Origin of the sequence: Bradyrhizobium sp. SPXBL-02 (assembly GCF_051853065.1) — a bacterium.
In the GTDB taxonomy this organism is placed as follows: Bacteria; Pseudomonadota; Alphaproteobacteria; order Rhizobiales; family Xanthobacteraceae; genus Bradyrhizobium.
This window is the reverse complement of record NZ_CP182474.1, coordinates 7,442,674-7,462,334: the sequence shown is the minus strand read 5'-3', so window position 1 is coordinate 7,462,334 and position 19,661 is coordinate 7,442,674. Positions and strand designations below refer to the sequence as shown.

Here is a 19,661-nt window from a genome sequence, read left to right as displayed (position 1 = left end):
CGGTCGTCAAGGGACCTGTACCCCCTCACCCGAATTCGATCTGCGATCGCATTCGACCTCTCCCCGCAAGCGGGGAGAGGTAAGAAAGCCTACACCGGAATCCGCACGCTCGCTCTCAATCCCCCCATCGGGCTGTCCCCCAGCGTGATGTCGCCGCCATGCGAGCGGGCGATGTCGCGGGCGATCGCGAGCCCCAGGCCGGTGCCGCCTTCGTCCTGGTTGCGGGCGTTGTCCAGCCGCAGGAACGGCTTGAACACCTCTTCGCGCAAGTGCGCGGGTATGCCCGGGCCGTCGTCATCGACGGTGACCGTCAAATAACGGTGATCGCGCTGGCCGGTGATGGCGATGTTCTTGCCGTAGCGCGCTGCATTGGTGACGAGGTTGGCGAGGCAGCGCTTGAACGAGGCCGGCTTCACCGTCACCACGGGCAGACCGTTGAAGGCGACGGTCGCGGTATGGCCGTGGCGCTCGGCATCGCTGCGCAGCTCCTCGAGCGCCTGCGCCATGTCGGTCGGTTGCGACTGCTCGCCGGAATCGCCGCGCGCAAACGCGAGGTAATCCTCCAGCATCATCGACATCTCGTCGACGTCCTTGCGCATGCCCTCGAGCTCGGGATTGTCGCCGATCAGGGCCAGCTCGAGCTTGAAGCGGGTCAGGATGGTGCGCAGATCGTGGCTGACCCCGGCGAGCATCGCGGTGCGCTGCTCCATCGTGCGCTCGATGCGCGACTTCATTTCGAGGAAGGCGACCGCCGCGCGCCGCACCTCGCGCGCGCCGCGCGGTCTGAAGTTCGGCGCCTCGCGGCCCTTGCCGAAACTCTCGGCGGCATCGGCAAGGCGCAGGATCGGCTTGATCTGGTTGCGCAGGAACAGCACCGCCACGATCAACAGGATCGAGGACGTGCCGACCATCCAGAACAGGAAAATCTCCGAGTTGGAGGCATAGGCGGCGCTGCGCTGCGCGAACACGCGCATCACGGCATCGTCGAGCTGGATGCGGATCTCGACCAAGTTAGAGCGGCCGACCGTATCGATCCAGAACGATCGCCCGATCTGGCGGCCGAGCTGCACCGACAGCGTCTGGTCGAGCAGCGAGAAGAACGGTTTTGGTCCCGGCGGCGGCATGTCGCCGGCGGGCAGGAAATCGACGACCAGACCGAGCCGCTGCTGCGCGATGCGGCGGATCTCGTTGCGGTCCTTGTCCTGCGGATAGCCCTTGTAGACGTCGATGAGTGCGGCGATGTCCTGCACCACCGCGGCCGACAGGCGTCGCGTCACCGTGTTCCAGTGCCGCTCCATGAACACGAAGGCGACGACCGATTGCAGCACCACCATCGGCACGATCATGATGAGGAGCGCGCGGGCGTAGAGGCCGGTCGGCATCCAGCCCTTGAACGCGTTGCCCATCCAGCCGTTGGCGGCGGAGACGCGGCCGGCGGCGCTCTTCAGAAGCGTCAGGCCGGTATCGATCGTGCTCATCTGGCGCGCTTCACTGGTTTATGGCGAGGCCACCAGCCGGTAGCCGATGCCGCGCACCGCCTGCAGGAACAGCGGATTGGCAGGATCGGTCTCGATCTTGCGCCGGAGGCGGTTGATCTGCACGTCGACGGCGCGCTCATTGACGCTGCCGTTGCCGGTCAGCGCGCTGCGCGGCACGGTCTCGCCCGGCGTCTCCGCGAGAATCCGCAGCATCTCGCGCTCGCGGTCGGTGAGGTGGATGACCTCCTCGCCCTGGCGCAATTCGCCGCGCTCGAGATGGTAGACATAGGGACCGAACGCGATCTTCTCGACCGCCGTGGCCTGCGGCGGCGGCGCGGCGCGCTTGAGGATGTTGTTGATGCGCAGCGCCAGCTCGCGCGGCTCGAACGGCTTTGCCACGTAATCGTCGGCGCCGATCTGCAAGCCCTCGATGCGGGCTTCCGCCTCGTGGCGCGCCGTCAGCATCACGATCGGCACCGACGACGAGGTGCGGATGAAGCGGGCGAGGTCGAAGCCGGTCTCGCCGGGCATCATGACGTCGAGGATCAGGAGATCGAAATGCAGGCCCATGAGCTTCGAGCGCGCATCGCCGGCGCTCGCCGCGGTGGTGACGCGGTAGCCTTCACTCGCAAGAAAGCGCGAGAGCAGGTCGCGGATGCGGCGGTCGTCATCGACCAGCAAGAGATGCGGGGCATCATCGGCCGGTTGCACCGGCGGGCGGGCGATCGTGGCAGCGAGCGGCACGGTCACTCCTTGGCGTCTTGGTTGACGGAAGCGAAGATCGTCTCGAGCACCTTGTCCGGATCGTCGCGGTCGATCATCGCGCGCAGGAAGCGCTTGACCGTCTCGGCATCCTGGGGCCCCATCTCGGCGAGCGCCCTGGTGATCCGCGTGGTCTGCAGTCCGGCGAGCTTCTGCACCAGCGCCTCGCCCTTCGGTGTCGCGTAGAGCAGGCGCTGGCGACGGTCATTGTCGCCGGTCTTCTGCACGATATAGCCCTCGTCCAGGAGCTGCTTCAGCACCCGGCCGAGCGACTGCTTTGTGATGCGCAGGACGTCGAGCAGATCGGCGACCTTCAGCCCGGGATAGCGGTAGACGAAGTGCATGACCCGGTGATGGGCCCGGCCGAAGCCGAATGCCTCCAGCTCCTGGTCGGGATCGCCGACGAAATCGCGATAGGCGAAGAACAGCAGCTCGATGATATCCCAGCGCAAATTGCCTCCGTCACCTGCGGCCGGCTTGGTCCCGGCGGCATCTTGAGGGGGAGTCGCGAAATTTATGTCAGGCATATTGACGTATCTTGGGTTCAATGTTACAAAAGGATCGACCCACACGAAACTTTAGATCGTTTCGCGCCGGGTGGCATCGGAGCAGGACGGCCGGAGAGAGCCGGACAGGCGGCGACGGCCGAAGCAGATCTACCGTGCGATTGTCGAGCGGCATTTCGGCAAAACATACTGGACTTCCGCCTTCCGCAAAAGCATGTCCTCGGGGACATGCTGGCCGCGGAAACCGGCCGTAACATGGCTGGTGGCGGTCCGGCCAGAAACCCAATCAAGCCAGCCGGGCCCGAACGGGCAGGCGGGCGCGAGAAACAGCGCCGCCACCGGCAGCGGGAGGCAAGGACATGAGCATGACATTCGACATCCAGCCCGCATCCAATCCGACGCCTGAGAAGGACCGTGTCGCCAAGCTGGTGGATCCCGGCTTCGGGCGGGTGTTCACCGATCACATGGCCATCGTCCGCTACAACCAGGCCAAGGGCGGCTGGTACGAGGCGAAGATCGAGGCGCGCGCCAACTTCCAGCTCGATCCCGCCGGCGCGGTCCTGCACTACGCCCAGGAGATCTTCGAAGGCCTGAAGGCCTACAAGCGCGACGACGGCGGCGTGAACCTGTTCCGCCCCGACGCCAATGCGCGGCGCTTCAAGGACTCGGCCGATCGCATGGCGATGGCGCAGCTGCCGGAAGACGTCTTCATCGAGGCGGTCGAGCAGGTCGTGCGCATCGACCGCGCCTGGATGCCGGGCGGCGAGGGCAGCCTTTACTTGCGCCCGTTCATGATCGCGAGCGAGACCTTTCTCGGCGTCAAGCCGTCGTCCGAATACATTTTCGCGGTGATCGCCTCGCCGGTCGGCTCCTACTTCAAGGGTGGGCCTGCGCCGGTCTCGATCTGGGTGTCGGAGAACTACACGCGCGCCGCGATCGGCGGCACCGGTGCAGTGAAATGCGGCGGCAATTATGCCGCGAGCCTGCGCGCCCAGGCCGAGGCGATCCAGCATGGCTGTGACCAGGTCGTCTTCCTCGATGCGGTGGAGCGCCGCTACATCGAGGAGCTCGGCGGCATGAACGTGTTCTTCGTGTTCGACGACGGCTCGCTCTCGACGCCGCCGCTCGGCACCATCCTGCCCGGCATCACCCGCGACTCCATCATCGCGCTCGCCCGGGATGCGGGCAAGACGGTGCGCGAGGAGCCTTATTCGCTCGATCAGTGGCGCAAGGATGCGGCCGCAGGCAGGCTCAAGGAAGCGTTCGCCTGCGGCACCGCCGCCGTGATCTCGCCGATCGGCAAGGTGCGTTCGGTCAGCGGCGACTTCGAGATCTCGGGCGGTGCGGCCGGCCCCGTCGCCATGGGCTTGCGCAAGCAGCTCGTCGACATCCAGTACGGCCGCACCAACGATCCGCACAACTGGATCCGCAAGGTGTTTTGATCTCGTCACCCTCCCCTGGAGGGGGAGGGTCGATCGCGCGCAGCGCGAGCGGGGTGGGGTGATCTCTCAACTCGGGCAGTGTTCGATGTGGAGAGACCGTCACCCCACCCCGTCTCTCATCTTCGCTACGCTCAGATGCGAGCCGACCCTCCCCCTCCAGGGGAGGGTAAGAAGCGCAAGGTTTGTGGACTTTTGCGCTATGAACTCCTCGCCACAACTACGCGACAAAGCCAGGACACAACAAGCATCCTGGACATCGCGATCATGGCAATGAAACTCTCCCAACCCATGAAATGGGTCGTACTCGCCGCCATCACCGGCGCTTCCGTTTTCGGCATCCTGACCATCGGCCCGACGGGCGAGGTCGCAGCGCAGGACCGCTCGCCGATCGTCGACGTGCGCACCGGCGATCCCGAGATGAATGCGGCGATCGCGCGAGCCCGCGCCACGCTCCCCACCTTCTGGACTTCCTATGAATCGCCAAAGCCGTCCGAGACCGGACACGCCCTGAAGGTACACTTTACGACCCGCAGGGGCGGCGAGCACGTCTGGATCGGCGAACTGAAGAAGCAGCCCGGCGGGACATATTCGGGCCTGTTCGCCAACGAGCCGCGCGATCTGCCGGGCAAACACGCAGGCGACGCGGTCAAGTTCACCGAGGCCGACATCTCGGACTGGATGTTCATGCGCAACGGCAAGATCGTCGGGGGCGAAACCATCAAGCCGCTGCTCAAATCCATGCCGAAAGCCGACGCCGACGCGCTCCGGGCGCGGATGGAGCAGCCGTAGAATGACCTTCTTCCTTCTCCCCTTGCGGGAGAAGGTGGCGCGAAGCGCCGGATGAGGGGTTGTTTCCGCGAACTCAGCATGGCGTTTGTGGATAGAGACCCCTCACCCGTCTCGCCGCTTCGCGGCGAGCCACCCTCTCCCGCAAGGGGAGAGGGTAAAAGCCCCCGGTTGCCGCCCCGCGCCGCGGCTGGTAAACGCCGCGCATGGCCGAGAAACCCAAAAAACCCCAGAAACTGAAGGCGCGTCTGCCGCGCGGGCTCGAGGATCGCGATCCCTCAGCGATCCGGGCGACGCGCGAGATGGTCGAGAAGATCCGCGCCGTCTACGAGCTCTACGGTTTCGAGCCGGTGGAGACGCCGGCGATGGAATACACCGACGCGCTCGGCAAATTCCTGCCCGACCAGGATCGCCCGAACGAGGGCGTGTTCTCGTTCCAGGACGACGACGAGCAGTGGATCAGCCTGCGCTACGACCTCACCGCGCCGCTCGCCCGCTATGTCGGCGAGCGCTACGGCACCGACGGTCTGGTGCTGCCCTATCGCAGCTACCGCGTCGGCTATGTCTTCCGCAACGAGAAGCCCGGCCCCGGCCGCTTCCGCCAGTTCATGCAGTTCGATGCCGATACGGTCGGTTCGGCGACGCCGGCGGCGGATGCCGAGATCTGCATGATGGCGGCGGATACGATGGAGGCGCTCGGCATCGCGCGCGGCCAGTACGTGGTGAAGGTGAACAACCGCAAGGTGCTCGACGGCGTTCTGGAAGCCATTGGCCTGGCGGGTGAGGAAAATGCGGCGCGCAGACTGACCGTGCTGCGCGCGATCGACAAGCTCGACAAGTTTTCCGCGGACGAAGTGCGCAAGCTGCTTGGTCCCGGACGCTGGGACGGTGGCGAGGAAGGCAAGGGCGACTTCACCAAGGGCGCCAATTTGAGCGCGGCGGAAGCCGACGTCGTTCTCGCCATCACCAAGCCGCGCGAGGATTGGAAAGAAGCAATTGCCGCGGCAGAAACCTATCTCGCCAAGAGCGAAGTCGGTCAGGCCGGCGTCAGCGAGCTGGAAGAGATTGCAAAGCTGGTCACGGCGTCGGGCTATGGCGCGGATCGCATCAAGATCGATCCCTCCGTCGTCCGCGGCCTCGAATATTACACCGGCCCCGTCTACGAGGTCGAACTGCTGCTCGACACCAAGGACGAGAAGGGCCGCCCGGTGCGCTTCGGCTCGGTCGGCGGCGGCGGGCGCTATGACGGCCTCGTCTCGCGCTTCCGCGGCGAGCCGGTGCCGGCGACCGGCTTCTCGATCGGCGTGTCGCGGCTGCAGGCCGCGCTGACGCTGCTCGGCAAGCTCGACACGCGGCCCGAGTTCGGCCCAGTCGTCGTTACCGTGTTCGACCGCGACCGCGTCGCCGACTATCAGAAGATGGTGGCGAGCTTGCGAGGTGCCGGCATCCGCGCCGAGCTTTATCTGGGTAACCCCAAGAACATGGGCAACCAGCTCAAATATGCCGATCGCCGCAACTCACCTTGCGTCATCATCCAGGGCTCGGATGAAAAGGCGCGCGGCGAGGTGCAGGTCAAGGATCTGATCGAGGGCGCCAAGGCGGCCGCCGCGATCGCCTCCAACCAGGAATGGCGCGAGACGCGGCCGGCGCAGTTCTCGTGCAGCGAGGCCGATCTCGTCGCCAAGGTGCGCGAGGTCCTGGCCCGCCATGACGTGAGCTGGGGCTAGCTATTCGCTGACGCCGTCATGCCCGGGCTTGTCCCTGGCATCCACGTCTTGTTTGATGGCGACCGTCAATGGCCGGTGTTCGGCCGCAAGGGAGAGAAAAATGCCTGAGATCACCATCAGCATGGCCGAAGGCCGTACCGACGAGCAGAAGGCCGGCATGATGCGCGACATCACCCAGGCGCTGGTGAAGAATCTCGGCGTCGATGCCGATGCCGTCGTCATCCAGATCAACGAAGCCCCGCTCCGCCACAAGATGAAGGGCGGCAAGACCTTCGTGGAGCGCGCGGCGGCGGCGAAGAAGTAGCCACCGCCGTTGCGGCGAGCACCGCTGTCGTCCCGGACAAGCGTCAGCGCAGATCCGGGACCCATAACCACAGGAAGTGGTTGTGAAGTGAAGCGGTCACTCCGAGTCCCCGCAACTACGACGTCCTGTGGTTATGGGTCCCGGATCGGCGCGCGCTTAAGGCGCGCTTGTCCGGGACGACACTGAGTTTGAGGTCCCCATGGACGCACGCGACTTCATCACAACAGGCATGAGCGCCGAGCGCACGCTGGTGGTCCCGGTGGAGCGCACCGTCGGACATTTCGTATCAGGCATGCCCTTTGTCTACGCGACCCCGATGATGATCCTGGAGATGGAGATGACATCGGGCGATGCGATCCGCGCCGCGCTGCAGCCGGGCTGGGTCACTGTTGGTACCGAGGTCGACATCCGCCATCTTGCCGCCGCGCTGGTCGGCGCCACCGTGCGGACCACCGCAAAGGTGGTCGCCGTCGAGCGCCGCGTCATCCGCTTCGAGGTCGAGGCGTTCGAGGGCACGCGCAAGCTCGGCGAAGGCCGCCACGCCCGCGGGCTCGTGAATGTCGAGATGTTCAACAAGCGGTTGGCCGCGGGCACGACGCCGTAGGGTGGGCAAAGGCGCAAAGCGCCGTGCCCACCATCTCTCCCGAATCTCGATCGAAATGGTGGGCACGCTTTCGCTTTGCCCACCCTACGGCACCTGATTACTTCGCCAATTCCTTCGAGCGCTTTGTCGCCGCCGCGATGGCGCGGATCATGAGATCGCGCAACCCCGGCTCGCCCATCAGCACGCCGAGCGCTGCGGCCGTCGTGCCGCCGGGCGAGGTGACGTTCTGGCGCAGCGTGGCGGGGGGAAGGTCCGACTGATGCAGCAGCTCGCCGGAGCCGGCGACGGTCTCGCGGGCGAGCTTGGTCGCCAGCGATTCGGGCAATCCCGCTTCAACGCCGGCGCGGGCGAGCTCTTCGGCGAGCAGGAATACGTAGGCCGGGCCCGAGCCGGACACGGCGGTGACCGCATCCATCAATCCTTCGTCCTCGACCCATTCGACCGAGCCGGTGGCGCGCAGCAGCGCATCCGCCACCGCGCGCTGCGCGGCGCTGACGTCGTTCGCCGCGACCGCGACGGTGATGCCGCGGCCGATCGCGGCCGGCGTGTTCGGCATCGCGCGCACCACGGCGCCGCCGCAAACCTCCTGGAGCGAGGCGATCGTGGTGCCCGCCATGATCGAGACCAACGAGGTCTTATCTGAGACGAACGGCTTCAGCTTGGCGCCGGCCTCGCGGAACATCTGCGGCTTCACCGCCACGACCAGCGTCTCGACAGCGCCTGCCGTCGTCACATCAGGATTGAGCACGACACCCTTGGCGGCCAGCGCGGAGATCTCGGGCGCAATGTGCGGCTCGATCACCGCGACGCGGCGCGGATCGAGCCCGCCTGCCAGCCATCCGGTCAGCATCGCGCCGCCCATCTTGCCCGCGCCGGCGAGCAGGATGGTGCCGGTGATGTTTTGGAGGGTGCTGTTCGCCACTGTGGTCACCACAAACAAAGGTGTCGTCCCGTCGAAGGCCGGGACCCATAACCACAGGCGGTTCTAATGGATGGAGAGCAGAGCAACAAGCATCGTGCGATACGGCGAAAATCACGCGGTATGGGTCCCGGATCTTCGCTTCGCTCGTCCGGGACGACGTTTGGGAGCGAGGCGAGCCCTACGCCTCCCCGACCGTGTCGAACATCGCCGCGTCCATGGCCTGCGCCGTCGTCTTGCCGGCCCACACCACGAACTGGAACGCGGGGAAGTAGCGCTCGCAGGCATGGATGGCGCCGGCGAGCATGACTTCGCATTGCGCGGGCGAAGCGGTGAGGCCGCCCGGCAGCACCAGGGCCTGGCGGTGCATCACCATGCCGGTGTTGGTCCACAGGTCGAAATGGCCGACCCATAGCTGCTCGTTCACGGCGGCGACAAGCCGCTGCACCTCGCCGCGGCGCGCGGACGGAATCTTCATGTCGAAGGCGCAGGCCAGATGCAGCGCCTCGATCTCGCCCATCCAGGTGAAGGAGAGCTGGTAGTCGGTCCATTGTCCCTTCGAGACAATCGTGAGTTCGTCCTCGCCGGAGCGTTCGAACGGCCAGTTGTTGCTGGCGGCGATGTCCTCGACCACCGCGAGCGGATGGTTTCTGGAATCGATAGTGCCTTCGAGCAGGGACATGCCGTCTCGACCTCTTGCCTTCTTGTTGTCTTTGATACGCACGCGGTTGGGCCCGGCACGCGCTCCCTAAACGTCGCTACGGCGTCCCCTCGGATTAGCCTATGCAATCTCCTCGGAGTCGCTGTTGCGATCCCTCGGATCAGCGCGGGCCTGTCGCGGATCAAGTGATGTGATTTGCGGAATCTGCGCAACGGGGTCGCGAGTCCGTCCACAAGCCAGGACTCGTTCGTCCACAGCTCATCTCCGCCACAATTCTTAACGGATGAGAACAAACCGGAATCGGATTCCGCAAAAAGGCGCTCGCCGCAAATTCCGCCGGGCGAGGGCGGGGCCGCCGTCCGAGCATGGGACCATGCGCTTTGCCCATGCGGAACACGCTTGCCGCGACCGCCCGCCGGCGGCATATTTCCGACTAGGCCGTTCATCCCGGACGGCCGATGTTCTCAGGGCGGGGTGAAAGTCCCCACCGGCGGTAAGGGCCGAAAGGTCCAAGCCCGCGAGCGCCTTCCGCGAGGGGTTATCCCGAAGGGAAGGGTCAGCAGATTCGGTGCAACTCCGAAGCCGACGGTTAAAGTCCGGATGAAAGAGAACGGTCGCTGGCAGACGCATCGAGACGATGCGGCTGTTTGTCGTTCCGTGTGCCCTGATTCTGGTCCTTAAACCGAGGAAAGCCATGAATCAGATGCTGCAAGATCCCCAAACCGAAACGTCCCAAACGCCGCCGCCGGTTCCCGTGGACCCGGCACCTGCGCATCCGCGCTTCGCCAAACCGCAGCGGGTGGCCTTCGTGCAGGCCTGCTGGCACCGCGACGTGGTCGCGGAAGCCCGCATCGCTTTCATGAAGGAGGCGGAAGCCCGTCACCTCACCCATGTCGACGTGTTCGAGGTGCCGGGCTCGTTCGAGATCCCGCTGCACGCGCAGGTCCTCGCCAAGACGCGGCGCTACACCGCGATCGTCGCCGCCGGCCTCGTCGTCGATGGCGGCATCTACCGCCACGAATTCGTCGCCGACACCGTGATCAAGGCGCTGATGGACGTGCAGCTGCGCACCGAGGTGCCGGTGTTCTCGGCCGTGCTGACGCCGCAGCAATTCCACGAGACCGAGGTGCATTACGACTTCTTCCGCAAGCACTTTGCGATCAAGGGTGTCGAGGTCGCGACCGCCTGCGCGGAGACGTTGCACGGCCTGGAGCGCCTGCGCGGCCAGGTCGCCGCGGGGATCGTGGGGTAGGCACACTGCCGTAGGGTGGGCAAAGCGAAGCGTGCCCACCTCTTCTCGCGAGACAAAAGGGTGGGCACAACGCTTTGAGCCTTTGCCCACCCTGCGATGCAATCGCCTCTCGTCACCCCAGCGACACACCCGCCTTGGCGCGGGTGATCCCGAGCGTCAGGATGCGATGCAGGAGATCTTTGTATTTCAGCCCGTCGTGCTGAGCCGCGGTGGCGAACTCCTGGCTCTTGGCGATCTCCGGGTTGGGGTTCGCTTCGATGAAATACGGCGTGCCGTCGGCGGCGAGACGAAAATCGATGCGCGCGTAACCGTCGAGGCCGAGCGCCCGGTAGATGCGTTTCGCGGCACGCTGGATGCGTGCGGCGACTTCGGGCGCAAGGTCATTCGCCGGCCCGTCGACGATGCCGACGCGTTCCTGGTACTCGGTGTCGTGCTTGGCTTTTTCGGTGGCGATGTGGCGTGACCTGCGCCCGCCCATGCTGCCGAACTTCAATTCCCAGACCGGCAGGACGCGCAGCCGGTTGTTGCCGAGCACGCCGACATAGAGCTCACGCCCCTCGATGAACTGCTCGGCGATGGCGGCGGTCTCCACGCGCTCATGGATGAAGGCGACCCGTTCCGCCAGCTTCTCGTCGGTATCGACGATCGAGGCCTGCGATATGCCAAAGGACCCGTCCATGTTCAGCGCCTTGACGATCAGCGGCAGCGCAAGATGTTTTGGCCGTTTCACCTTGCGGCGCATCGGGAAGACGGCGAAGGCGGGCGCCGCGATACGGCGGTGATGCGCGAGCGTCTTGGACAGATCCTTGCCGCGCGCCAGGATCAGGCCACGCGGGTTGCAACCGGTGTAGGGCACCTTCATCAGCTCGAGATAGCTGGCGATGTGCTGGTCGTAGGCGACGTTGTAGTGGAACTCCTCCAGCAGCGTGAAAACCACGTGCGGCTTGAACTCCTCGATCGCTTCGCGGATCGGTCTGATTTCCTCCTGCGCACCGAGCGGGCGCACCTCGTGGCCGGCCGCACGCAAGGTGCTGACGACGTCGTATTCCGTTTTCCAGATGTTGATCTCCTGCGGCGTGTATCCGTCGGAGGAGTCCGGCGGCAGGAAGTCCGGATGCATCAGCACCAGAATACGGAGACGTCTCATAGCGCGATCCATTTGCGCCGAGACGGGCCAAACAGCGCGTGCATCGTCTTTGCGGTCACGAGGACAATGAAATCGAGAACGAGCTTCTGTTCGGGACCCACGGCACGCAAATCGAGATCGCGGCAGCGGGAGATCATCTCGTCAAGCACGGCATCGAGCGTGAGCTGGTTCTCGCCTGTCCAGCGCGCGACCAATTGCCTGATCTGGGCGCGGTGCCGCCTGATCAGGGTCGAGGCCGGCGTTGACCGATGGTGCCGCGGATCGGCTGAAAACAGCCGGGAGAGTTCGCGGTCGTAGGTCTTTGGTGGCGTGAACGCGTAGAACGCCTGCTTTTTCTTGTAGTGCTCTTCAAGTGTCTGGTTGAGCCGGCCCAGCGGGTCGACACGCTCCCGCGTCGTGATCGACGGCCGCTTTCCGGCGATCTCGCCCATCAGCTCGTCGACATATTCGAGCTTCTTCAGCGCCGGCCAGCCGGCATATCGCGTTCGCCAGTTCGAGCGCGGCCGTAGCCACACCGCAAAGGTTTCGGCGAAATCTTCGTCCGGATGGCTCTGTGCGTACCAGAGCCGAAGGTGTTGAACGTAACGCCGGCTGGCGGGATTGGGCCGGTAGTAGCGCGGGTAGTGCTTCGACGATGGGCCGAACAGCTGCTGCCAGCGCCGCCGCCGCTGCAGCTGGTAACCATGCTGCAAGGCATGCCCGGCCTCGTGACGGAGGATGGCCATGCACTCGCGCCAGGTTCCGCCCTCGACGTCGAACATCATCTTCTTCTCGAGCTTCATCAGGCGCGGATGGGCGAGATAGAAGGGGATGGCGATGCCGGGCACGTCGCCCGGACTGAACCATTCGCTCGAGATCCATGTGTGCGGCCGCAGCCGGATGCCGCGCTCTTCGAGTTCCTCGTAGAGCGTGTCGACGCAGTCCTCGAGCCAGGTGCCTTCGACCGTAACCCTCAGGCTGCGGAGGCGTTGCTTGAGCAACTCGTCATCCGACAGCTTCTCCCAAGCAAATTTCCGGCGTGGCATCAGGCATCCAGAGGGCAGAGATGACTCGGTATCTGGATGATGTCATGGGTCGCCGACGGCAACAACCCGCGGGGGCTGTGAGGCGGGGACCGTGGCGTTGCGGGATGGTCGTCGTTCCGGGGCGTGCGTAGCACGTGCCGGGATCCATCGATCTACGCGGACCGGAAGATGGATTCCCGGTTGGCCTCCCCCAGGCGTCCGGAATGACGGCCGCAAAAAAATCAGTCGAACAGGCTCGACACCGATTCTTCCGCCGCCGTGCGCGCGATTGCATCCGAGATCAGGCTGGCGATTGGCAGCGTGCGGATGTTCGGCGCCTTGGTCACCGCCTCGGTCGGCAGGATGGAGTCGGTGATCACCAGCTCCTTCAGCCTGGAGCCGGCGATGCGGGCGGCGGCGCCGCCGGAGAGCACGCCGTGGGTGATGTAGGCGTAGACGTCCTTGGCGCCCTTGGCGAGCAGCGCATCGGCCGCATTCACCAGCGTGCCGCCGGAATCGACGATGTCGTCGACGAGGATGCAGGTGTGGCCGGAGACGTCGCCGATCACGTTCATGACCTCGGATTCACCCGGGCGCTCGCGGCGCTTGTCGACGATCGCGAGCGGGGTGTTGATGCGCTTGGCGAGGCCGCGCGCCCGGGCGACGCCGCCGACGTCGGGCGAGACCACCATCGTCTTGGTCAGGTCGAACTTGTCCTTGATGTCGCGCACCATCAGCGGCGCGGCGAACAGGTTGTCGGTCGGGATGTCGAAGAAGCCCTGGATCTGGCCGGCATGCAGGTCGAGCGTCATGACGCGGTCGACGCCGGCCTGCGTGATCATGTTGGCGACGAGCTTGGCCGAGATCGGCGTGCGCGAACCGGACTTACGGTCCTGCCTGGCGTAGCCGAAATAGGGCAGCACCGCGGTGATGCGGCGCGCCGAGGAGCGGCGCAGCGCGTCGGTGATGATCAGGAGCTCCATCAGATGGTCGTTGGCGGGGTACGAGGTCGACTGGATGACGAAGGCATCCGAGCCGCGGACGTTCTCCTGGATCTCGACGAAGATCTCCATGTCGGCGAAGCGCCGCACCACCGCCTTGGTCAGCGGCAGGTCGAGGCCTTGCGCGATCGCCTGGGCGAGGGCCGGATTGGAGTTGCCGGCGACGAGCTTGATGGAGCCGTTTTTGGCCGACATGGACGCTTCCTCCCGCGCTTTGCTGGATACGACCTTCAACATTGAAAATACCCGCTGGCAGCACGGTTACGACGGGCGAGGAAATATCAGGCGGAAGGCCGCAATGGCAACCCGGGATGATACGTTTTCCCTTTGAAAATCCTGAGTCGGGCCAACGGCTTGGCCGCAAGTTGCGGCCGTGGTTTAGCGGGGGTTATTGCTCGGCATAGCCGAGCGCAGAGGCCGGCATGTCAGGCGCGGGAGCGTCCTTGACGACGCTTGCAACTGCCGGTCCCCGCAACGCCGGAGCCGCGCCTGGTGCATCCGGCGCTCCGTTGATCATGTTGGAAAGTCCGCTGAATCCGGCCTGGGCGATCTTCCGCAGCACGAGGTCGTCGGCAGCAGCCCAGGCGTCGCGACCAGCCTTGGCCGAGGTCGGTTCCTCGCCGGAGAGGCGCAGCGCGCGCTGCTGGTTGGCGTCGTAGACGTCCCAGACCCAGGCGATCACGGTCTTGCCGCGCACCACCTGGGCGGAGAGGTAGCTGCGCACGCGATAGGCAGCCGTGCCCTCGCGGGAGACCACGGACAGGCTGCGCAGCTTGGATTCGCTGTCGAGCACGCCGACCATGCGGTCGAACACTTGCGGCGGTGGGCCGTCGATCGATTCGAAGGCAACGGTGGCCCCGCTGCCGGCGCTCGGCGCCATCGCATAGGAATTGGCGGCACCGCCGCCACCCCCGGCGCAGCCGCCAAGCGCAGCCGCTGCCGCCAGCAGCATGACCGCCAGCACGCGCGAACCCGCACGGCGGAAGATGAATGACGCATCCCTCATTATGGAGGGCAGCGATATCGTTAAAATCGATTAAGGTCTAGGGCAGGCGCGACACAGGCCACTGTCATCGTGCCGGGGCATCGCCCCGGAGAAACACGGAGTTGCCCGTGTGTTCACGCTTCCAGCGCAATGGCGTGAACGTGGCGGCCGTAATCCGGCTCCTTGCGGTGCACCGAGCGGCGATAGCTGAAGAAGCGCTCGTCGGAATAGGTGTCGAGACCGAGGTCGTCGATCATCAGGATGCCGGCGGCCTCCAGCCGCTTGCGGATGAAGCCGGCGAGGTCGAACATCGCGTGGCGCTCGCGTACCGAGGGGATGAAGAACACAGCGTTCTCCGCATCCGCCTCGATGAAGCGCGCGACGAACTCGTTGCCGACCTCGTAGCTGTCCTGGCGGATCAAGGGGCCGATCGCGGCGATGATGCCGCCGCGCGTGGCGCCGAGCTGCTCCATCGCCGCGATGGTCGCTTCCAGCACGCCTGTCAGCGCGCCCTTCCAGCCGGCATGCGCACCGCCGATCACGCGTGCCTGGGGATCGACGAACAGCACCGGGCCGCAATCGGCGGTGGAGACGCCGAGCGCGATGCCCGGCGTCTTCGTCACCAGCGCATCGCCTTTCGGCCGCGGCCCGCTCGGCCACGGTGCCTCGGCAATGAGCACGTCGGGCGAATGGATCTGGTGCAGGCTGATGAAGCGCTCCGGCGCGACGCCGACATGCTCGGCCATGCGGCGCCGGTTCTCGGCGACCAGGGCCTGGTCGTCGTTGGAGCCGAGCCCGCCGTTCAGCGCGGAATAGATGCCGCCGGAGACGCCGCCTTCGCGGGTGAAGAAGGCATGGCGGAGGCCGGGCACTGCCGACAGCAGCGACGAAGCGATCGTCATGAGGCCTCTCCTGCCTGTTCGAGATCGCTGAGGCCGGCAAGGCCCGTCAGCCGCGGCTCGGAGATGCCGAGCACCTTGAACATCGAGCCCATGCCGCCACGCCCGGTATCGGTCAGGCGCTTGAGCGCCACTGAAATGTCGGTGGCGACGTCGGGCGCAGCTTTCTGCATCAGGGCGGCGGCGCGGGTGTCGATGCCGATCCGCTTGAGGAAGTCACCTTGCGTCACCGGCCCATGCACGCGCGCGCCGACATCCTCGGCCGCGCGAGCCAGCGCCTGGAAATCGACATGGGCGGTGACGTCGGCCTGGCCCGGCGCCTTCAAGGGATCGGCGAAGGTGTGGCGTGCGATGGCCTGGAAGGTATCGCCGGCGTCGCTGCGCAGATGGCCGTAATCGATGATCAGCGCCGCGCCGTCCTGATCGCGCACGCGCGTGGCGAGCTTCATGATCTCGCCGTCGGGGCGCCACTCGAACACGGCACCGATGGGGGCGGCGCGCACCAGGGGCGGCAGCAGCACATCGAAGCGGGGCGTCGGCTCCGGCGCGGCGCCGAACTGAAGCTTGCCGTTGGGATCGATCTCGATCACGCGCTCGTGCCAGCCGTTCTCGAGCCGGACCATCTGGTAGATCGGCAGCACGTCGAAATATTCGTTGGCGAGGATGATGCTCGGTCCTTCCGGCACCTCGTCGATGCTGTCGTGCCAGGCGATGCTGCGCACGTTGGCGAGCGTCGCGCTCTGCCGGTCGCGCAACACGGGATTGACCTCGACCATGTGGATGTGGAGCGCCTGGTAGAGCGGCGGCAGCACGCGGAGAGCGCGCAGCGCATCCGCCATCATGGTGCCGCGGCCGGGGCCGAGCTCGATCAGCCGCAAGAATTGCGGCGAGCCCATCTGCTTCCACACCGAGGCGGTCCACAACCCCAACAGCTCGCCGAACATCTGGCTGACTTCGGGCGCCGTGGTGAAATCGCCCTCGCGCCCGAGCGGATCGCGCGAGACGTAATAGCCGTAGCGCGGATGCATCAGGCACAGTTCCATGTACCGCCAGACCGGCATCGGTCCAGAGGATTTGATCAGCGCCTTGATCTCGTTGAGGAGCGGCTGGTCGGTCACGGCGGTCTTCTCGAAATCAATTAACGAATGGCCTGGACGGGCGTCGGCGCACCGCGCCTGACAGCCCATACAATAAGTATGGCGCCGACGATAAGCATCGGGATCGACAACAGCATGCCCATGGTTAATCCGCCCCAGAGAAAACCGAGCTGCGCGTCCGGCTCGCGGAAATGCTCGCCGGCGATACGGGTCAGGCCATAGATCAGGATGAAGCTGCCGAGGATCATGCCGGGCCGCTTCAAGGCGCCGAAGCGGATCATGATCGCGAGCACGGTAAACAGCAGGATGCCCTCCATGCCCGCCTCATAGAGCTGGCTCGGATGGCGCGGCAGCTGTGTCGGATCGTTGGGGAAGATCATCGCCCAGGGCAGGCTCGGGTCCGTGGCGCGGCCCCACAATTCGCCGTTGATGAAATTGGCGATGCGTCCGAGCAAGAGCCCGACCGGGGCGACCGCGGTGGTGATGTCGCCGAGCGACAGGATCGAGATGCCGCCCCGATAGGCGAACCACATCACCGCGACGACGCAGCCGAGGAAGCCGCCGTGGAACGACATCCCGCCCTCCCACAATTTGAAGATCGCGGCGGGATGATCGATGAAGAAGGGCAGGTTGTAGAATAGCACGTAGCCGGTGCGGCCGCCGAGGATGATGCCGAGCGTGACCCACAGGATGAAGTCGTCGATCTGCACCAGCGACATCGGCGCCGGTCCGCCCCACAGGTGCTCCTTCTTCAGCAGCGAGCGCGCATAGAGCCAGCCGAACACGATGCCGCAGATATAGGCGAGGGCATACCAGCGGATCGCGAACGGGCCGATCTCGATCGCGATCGGCTTGAAGGCGGGAAAGTCGATCAGCAGAAACGGCATCGCGCCTTCTATGTCCAAGCGGGATCGCGGCGGTTGGGCGCCGCAGACGCCCCGTGATTCCTCTTATGCAGGGACGTTGAATACGATTGCAAGGAAACCGGCGCATGACAAGGATACCGCCGCTTCGCCCTTGAACCGGCCTCGTCGGATTGCCATTGTCTCCCGTGAGTTCGCGCAAAGTTTATCGGAGGCCAACATGACCCAGACCAGCAACCGGTTTTTCGACGAGATCGGCCGCCTGATGAACGACGCCGCCGGTGCTGCCCAGGGCGTCAAGCGCGAGTTCGATACGGTGATGCGCAGCCAGGCCGAAAAATTCCTGCGCGACATGGACCTCGTCAAGCGCGAGGAGTTCGAGGCGGTCAAGGACATGGCGCGCCTGGCGCGCGAGGAGAACGAAGCCCTGAAGGCGCGGATCGCGGCGCTGGAGGCAAAGCTGGGCGGTACCCCGACGTAAGCCGCGGTCTCTCTGACCCTCCCCTGGAGGGGGAGGGTCGATCGCGCGCAGCGCGAGCGGGGTGGGGTGATCCCTCCACACGGGGACTGCCCGAGGGGAGAGATCACCCCACCCCGTCTCACATTTCGCTACGCTCCATGTGAGCCGACCCTCCCCCTCCAGGGGAGGGTAAGAACCCGGGCCCTCTAGGGGAGGGTGCAACCCCCCGGGCTGCCAGCCCATTCTCCTTGTCATTTCCGCGTCTTCCGGGTAAAAGCCCGCCACGTCCGCGGCCCCCGCACCCCTGGAGGCTTGCTGTGGACCATGCCATGGGCCGCCTTGCGGCCCATTAACTTTTGCAAAAACAAGGACTTAACGACATGGCGACGACCGTCAAGGAATTGAAGGCGACCGCACGTCCGAAGAGCGGCAAGGGGGCCGCCCGGGCTGAGCGTCGCGCCGGGCGAGTGCCCGGAGTGATCTACGGCAACAACCAGCCCCCGCTGACGATCTCGATCGAAGATCGTGAACTGCGCCAGCGCATCCTCGCCGGCCGGTTCCTGACCACGCTGGTCGACATCGACCTCGAGGGCAAGAAGCACCGCGTCATTCCGCGCGACTACCACCTCGATCCGGTCAAGGACTTCCCGATCCATGTCGACTTCATGCGGCTGGGCGAAGGCGCCACCATCCGCATCAGCGTTCCCCTGCACGTGGTGAAGGCGGAAGGCTCCCCGGGCGTGAAGCGCGGCGGCACCGTCAACATCGTCGCCCACGCGATCGAGCTCGAATGCGGCGTCGAGAGCATCCCGCAATACATCGAGGCCGATGTCGGCGCGCTCGAGATCGGTCACTCCCTGCATCTGGCCGACATCAAGCTGCCGGCCGGCGTGAAGGCGCTGACCCGCGAGGACGCGACCCTCGTCACCATCGTGCCGCCGTCCGGTTACGCCGAAGAGCAGAAGGCCGCTGCTGCGGCTGCCGCTGCTGGTGCTGCCCCGGGCGCTGCGGCCGCTCCGGCCGCTGGTGCCGCGGCTCCGGCCGCTGCTGCTCCTGCCGCTGCCGCCAAGGCTCCCGCCGGCGGCGACAAGAAGAAGTAATCTCTCGAAGCTGGCGCGCGGTCCTTGACCGCGCGCCGAGCGGGGGGCGCGCCGCGTCATGCGACTCTTTGTTGGGCTCGGCAATCCCGGCGCGAAATACGCACGTAACCGGCACAATATCGGCTTCATGGCCGTCGACGAGATTGCGCGGCGTCATGGCTTTGCGCCATGGCGCCGCCGTTTTCAGGGCGAGACCTCGGAAGGTGCGCTCGGCACTGAGCGCGTGATCCTGCTCAAGCCCACGACCTACATGAACGAGTCCGGCCGCAGCGTTCAGGAAGCGGCGAGCTTCTTCAAGATCGCGCCAGGGGACACCACCGTGTTCCACGACGAGCTCGAGCTGCCGCCGGGCAAGGTGCGGGTGAAGATCGGCGGCGGCATCGCCGGCCATAACGGCCTGCGCTCGATCTCGGCGCATATCGGCAACGATTATCGCCGGGTGCGGCTCGGCATCGGTCATCCCGGCGTCAAGGAGATGGTGCACGGCCATGTGCTGTCGGACTTCGTCAAGGCCGACAACGAATGGGTGGCGACGCTCTGCGACGCGGTCGCCGAGCACGCCGCACTGCTCGCCAAGGGCACGGACGCGACCTTTGCCAACAGGGTGCATCTTGCGATGCAGGCGAAGGGATTTTTGACCAAGGACGAGAACGGCAAGGAATAA

The 19,661-nt window shown here is 65.6% G+C and carries 21 protein-coding genes and 1 riboswitch; of the genes, 9 read left to right on the top strand and 12 right to left on the bottom strand.

Annotated elements, in window-relative coordinates; translation table 11 throughout:
- Nucleotides 1–89: 89 nt before the first annotated feature.
- From ACNJYD_RS34645 to ACNJYD_RS34635, 3 genes are read right to left on the bottom strand one after another with little or no spacing between them, the layout of a single operon-like run.
- Nucleotides 90–1,478 (bottom strand): ATP-binding protein, encoded by a 1,389-nt coding sequence (locus ACNJYD_RS34645; RefSeq protein WP_172788763.1) that lies wholly within the window; start codon nucleotides 1,476–1,478, stop codon nucleotides 90–92.
- 18 nt (nucleotides 1,479–1,496) lie between these two features.
- Entirely contained in the window at nucleotides 1,497–2,228 is a 732-nt protein-coding gene (locus tag ACNJYD_RS34640) for a response regulator (RefSeq protein WP_212259367.1), read from the bottom strand.
- Nucleotides 2,225–2,767 carry a MarR family winged helix-turn-helix transcriptional regulator gene (locus tag ACNJYD_RS34635; protein WP_172788761.1) on the bottom strand — a complete coding sequence of 181 codons (543 nt, stop codon included), beginning with the start codon at nucleotides 2,765–2,767 and terminating at the stop codon, nucleotides 2,225–2,227. The genes ACNJYD_RS34640 and ACNJYD_RS34635 overlap by 4 nt, the downstream gene beginning before the upstream one ends.
- A gap of 338 nt (nucleotides 2,768–3,105) precedes the next feature.
- Between ACNJYD_RS34635 and ACNJYD_RS34630 the strand changes: the two genes are divergently transcribed.
- From ACNJYD_RS34630 to ACNJYD_RS34610, 5 genes are all read left to right on the top strand, one after another.
- A complete protein-coding gene (locus ACNJYD_RS34630) occupies nucleotides 3,106–4,188 on the top strand; it encodes a branched-chain amino acid aminotransferase (protein ID WP_212259368.1) in 1,083 nt (360 codons plus the stop codon).
- A 264-nt stretch (nucleotides 4,189–4,452) separates the two neighbouring features.
- Entirely contained in the window at nucleotides 4,453–4,977 is a 525-nt protein-coding gene (locus ACNJYD_RS34625; protein ID WP_260380980.1) for a YegJ family protein, read from the top strand.
- 203 nt (nucleotides 4,978–5,180) lie between these two features.
- Complete coding sequence (gene hisS, locus ACNJYD_RS34620; RefSeq protein WP_260380979.1) at nucleotides 5,181–6,701, top strand: histidine--tRNA ligase; 1,521 nt, start codon at nucleotides 5,181–5,183, stop codon at nucleotides 6,699–6,701.
- Nucleotides 6,702–6,801: 100 nt separating this feature from the next.
- Nucleotides 6,802–7,005 carry a tautomerase family protein gene (locus ACNJYD_RS34615; protein WP_025033847.1) on the top strand — a complete coding sequence of 68 codons (204 nt, stop codon included), beginning with the start codon at nucleotides 6,802–6,804 and terminating at the stop codon, nucleotides 7,003–7,005.
- A gap of 199 nt (nucleotides 7,006–7,204) precedes the next feature.
- Nucleotides 7,205–7,609, top strand: a complete 405-nt coding sequence (locus tag ACNJYD_RS34610; protein ID WP_439364647.1) for a thioesterase family protein — start codon at nucleotides 7,205–7,207, stop codon at nucleotides 7,607–7,609.
- Nucleotides 7,610–7,706: 97 nt separating this feature from the next.
- Here ACNJYD_RS34610 and proC read toward each other — a convergent pair whose 3' ends face one another.
- Both proC and ACNJYD_RS34600 read right to left on the bottom strand, forming a co-directional pair.
- Nucleotides 7,707–8,531: a pyrroline-5-carboxylate reductase gene (gene proC, locus ACNJYD_RS34605; protein ID WP_439364646.1), complete on the bottom strand. Its 825-nt coding sequence runs from the start codon at nucleotides 8,529–8,531 to the stop codon at nucleotides 7,707–7,709.
- 178 nt (nucleotides 8,532–8,709) lie between these two features.
- Nucleotides 8,710–9,210, bottom strand: a complete 501-nt coding sequence (locus tag ACNJYD_RS34600; protein ID WP_439364645.1) for a YbjN domain-containing protein — start codon at nucleotides 9,208–9,210, stop codon at nucleotides 8,710–8,712.
- Nucleotides 9,211–9,645: 435 nt separating this feature from the next.
- Nucleotides 9,646–9,805: riboswitch (FMN riboswitch) on the top strand.
- Between the two features lie 78 nt (nucleotides 9,806–9,883).
- Between ACNJYD_RS34600 and ACNJYD_RS34595 the strand changes: the two genes are divergently transcribed.
- Nucleotides 9,884–10,441 carry a 6,7-dimethyl-8-ribityllumazine synthase gene (locus ACNJYD_RS34595; RefSeq protein ID WP_036027167.1) on the top strand — a complete coding sequence of 186 codons (558 nt, stop codon included), beginning with the start codon at nucleotides 9,884–9,886 and terminating at the stop codon, nucleotides 10,439–10,441.
- Between the two features lie 112 nt (nucleotides 10,442–10,553).
- Here the strand turns inward: ACNJYD_RS34595 and ACNJYD_RS34590 are convergent, their stop codons facing one another.
- The 7 genes from ACNJYD_RS34590 to lgt form a co-directional block, all read right to left on the bottom strand.
- Nucleotides 10,554–11,588, bottom strand: coding sequence for a D-alanine--D-alanine ligase family protein (locus tag ACNJYD_RS34590; RefSeq protein WP_439364644.1), 1,035 nt, complete (start codon nucleotides 11,586–11,588; stop codon nucleotides 10,554–10,556).
- On the bottom strand, nucleotides 11,585–12,613 hold the full coding sequence (locus ACNJYD_RS34585) for a putative zinc-binding metallopeptidase (RefSeq protein ID WP_439364643.1): 1,029 nt from the start codon (nucleotides 12,611–12,613) through the stop codon (nucleotides 11,585–11,587). Before ACNJYD_RS34585 ends, ACNJYD_RS34590 begins: the two co-directional genes overlap by 4 nt.
- A gap of 221 nt (nucleotides 12,614–12,834) precedes the next feature.
- Nucleotides 12,835–13,788, bottom strand: a complete 954-nt coding sequence (locus tag ACNJYD_RS34580) for a ribose-phosphate pyrophosphokinase (RefSeq protein ID WP_172788752.1) — start codon at nucleotides 13,786–13,788, stop codon at nucleotides 12,835–12,837.
- 193 nt (nucleotides 13,789–13,981) lie between these two features.
- On the bottom strand, nucleotides 13,982–14,599 hold the full coding sequence (locus ACNJYD_RS34575) for a hypothetical protein (RefSeq protein ID WP_212259373.1): 618 nt from the start codon (nucleotides 14,597–14,599) through the stop codon (nucleotides 13,982–13,984).
- A gap of 113 nt (nucleotides 14,600–14,712) precedes the next feature.
- Nucleotides 14,713–15,480 (bottom strand): peptidoglycan editing factor PgeF, encoded by a 768-nt coding sequence (gene pgeF, locus ACNJYD_RS34570; protein ID WP_212259374.1) that lies wholly within the window; start codon nucleotides 15,478–15,480, stop codon nucleotides 14,713–14,715.
- A complete protein-coding gene (locus tag ACNJYD_RS34565; RefSeq protein WP_439364642.1) occupies nucleotides 15,477–16,595 on the bottom strand; it encodes a class I SAM-dependent methyltransferase in 1,119 nt (372 codons plus the stop codon). Before ACNJYD_RS34565 ends, pgeF begins: the two co-directional genes overlap by 4 nt.
- Before the next feature lie 20 nt (nucleotides 16,596–16,615).
- Complete coding sequence (gene lgt / locus ACNJYD_RS34560) at nucleotides 16,616–17,461, bottom strand: prolipoprotein diacylglyceryl transferase (RefSeq protein WP_172788748.1); 846 nt, start codon at nucleotides 17,459–17,461, stop codon at nucleotides 16,616–16,618.
- Between the two features lie 196 nt (nucleotides 17,462–17,657).
- On the opposite strand from lgt, the gene ACNJYD_RS34555 reads away from it, so the two are divergent.
- From ACNJYD_RS34555 to pth, 3 genes are all read left to right on the top strand, one after another.
- A complete protein-coding gene (locus tag ACNJYD_RS34555) occupies nucleotides 17,658–17,918 on the top strand; it encodes an accessory factor UbiK family protein (RefSeq protein ID WP_100235986.1) in 261 nt (86 codons plus the stop codon).
- Between the two features lie 359 nt (nucleotides 17,919–18,277).
- The gene (locus tag ACNJYD_RS34550) at nucleotides 18,278–18,997 is read left to right on the top strand and encodes a 50S ribosomal protein L25/general stress protein Ctc (RefSeq protein ID WP_172788747.1); all 720 of its coding nucleotides are present in this window, start codon (nucleotides 18,278–18,280) and stop codon (nucleotides 18,995–18,997) included.
- Between the two features lie 58 nt (nucleotides 18,998–19,055).
- Nucleotides 19,056–19,661: an aminoacyl-tRNA hydrolase gene (gene pth, locus ACNJYD_RS34545; protein WP_439364641.1), complete on the top strand. Its 606-nt coding sequence runs from the start codon at nucleotides 19,056–19,058 to the stop codon at nucleotides 19,659–19,661.

Bases quoted from the DNA above. Each gene is read 5' to 3' on its own strand.
- ACNJYD_RS34615 (WP_025033847.1), top strand. From the start codon at position 6,802: ATGCCTGAGATCACCATCAGCATGGCCGAAGGCCGTACCGACGAGCAG.
- pgeF (WP_212259374.1), bottom strand. From the start codon at position 15,480: ATGACGATCGCTTCGTCGCTGCTGTCGGCAGTGCCCGGCCTCCGCCAT.
- ACNJYD_RS34555 (WP_100235986.1), top strand. From the start codon at position 17,658: ATGACCCAGACCAGCAACCGGTTTTTCGACGAGATCGGCCGCCTGATG.
- ACNJYD_RS34595 (WP_036027167.1), top strand. From the start codon at position 9,884: ATGAATCAGATGCTGCAAGATCCCCAAACCGAAACGTCCCAAACGCCG.
- ACNJYD_RS34550 (WP_172788747.1), top strand. From the start codon at position 18,278: ATGGCGACGACCGTCAAGGAATTGAAGGCGACCGCACGTCCGAAGAGC.
- ACNJYD_RS34600 (WP_439364645.1), bottom strand. From the start codon at position 9,210: ATGTCCCTGCTCGAAGGCACTATCGATTCCAGAAACCATCCGCTCGCG.
- ACNJYD_RS34635 (WP_172788761.1), bottom strand. From the start codon at position 2,767: ATGCCTGACATAAATTTCGCGACTCCCCCTCAAGATGCCGCCGGGACC.
- ACNJYD_RS34625 (WP_260380980.1), top strand. From the start codon at position 4,453: ATGGCAATGAAACTCTCCCAACCCATGAAATGGGTCGTACTCGCCGCC.
- ACNJYD_RS34630 (WP_212259368.1), top strand. From the start codon at position 3,106: ATGAGCATGACATTCGACATCCAGCCCGCATCCAATCCGACGCCTGAG.
- ACNJYD_RS34610 (WP_439364647.1), top strand. From the start codon at position 7,205: ATGGACGCACGCGACTTCATCACAACAGGCATGAGCGCCGAGCGCACG.
- ACNJYD_RS34585 (WP_439364643.1), bottom strand. From the start codon at position 12,613: ATGCCACGCCGGAAATTTGCTTGGGAGAAGCTGTCGGATGACGAGTTG.
- ACNJYD_RS34645 (WP_172788763.1), bottom strand. From the start codon at position 1,478: ATGAGCACGATCGATACCGGCCTGACGCTTCTGAAGAGCGCCGCCGGC.
- ACNJYD_RS34580 (WP_172788752.1), bottom strand. From the start codon at position 13,788: ATGTCGGCCAAAAACGGCTCCATCAAGCTCGTCGCCGGCAACTCCAAT.
- hisS (WP_260380979.1), top strand. From the start codon at position 5,181: ATGGCCGAGAAACCCAAAAAACCCCAGAAACTGAAGGCGCGTCTGCCG.
- ACNJYD_RS34575 (WP_212259373.1), bottom strand. From the start codon at position 14,599: ATGAGGGATGCGTCATTCATCTTCCGCCGTGCGGGTTCGCGCGTGCTG.
- pth (WP_439364641.1), top strand. From the start codon at position 19,056: ATGCGACTCTTTGTTGGGCTCGGCAATCCCGGCGCGAAATACGCACGT.
- ACNJYD_RS34590 (WP_439364644.1), bottom strand. From the start codon at position 11,588: ATGAGACGTCTCCGTATTCTGGTGCTGATGCATCCGGACTTCCTGCCG.
- lgt (WP_172788748.1), bottom strand. From the start codon at position 17,461: ATGCCGTTTCTGCTGATCGACTTTCCCGCCTTCAAGCCGATCGCGATC.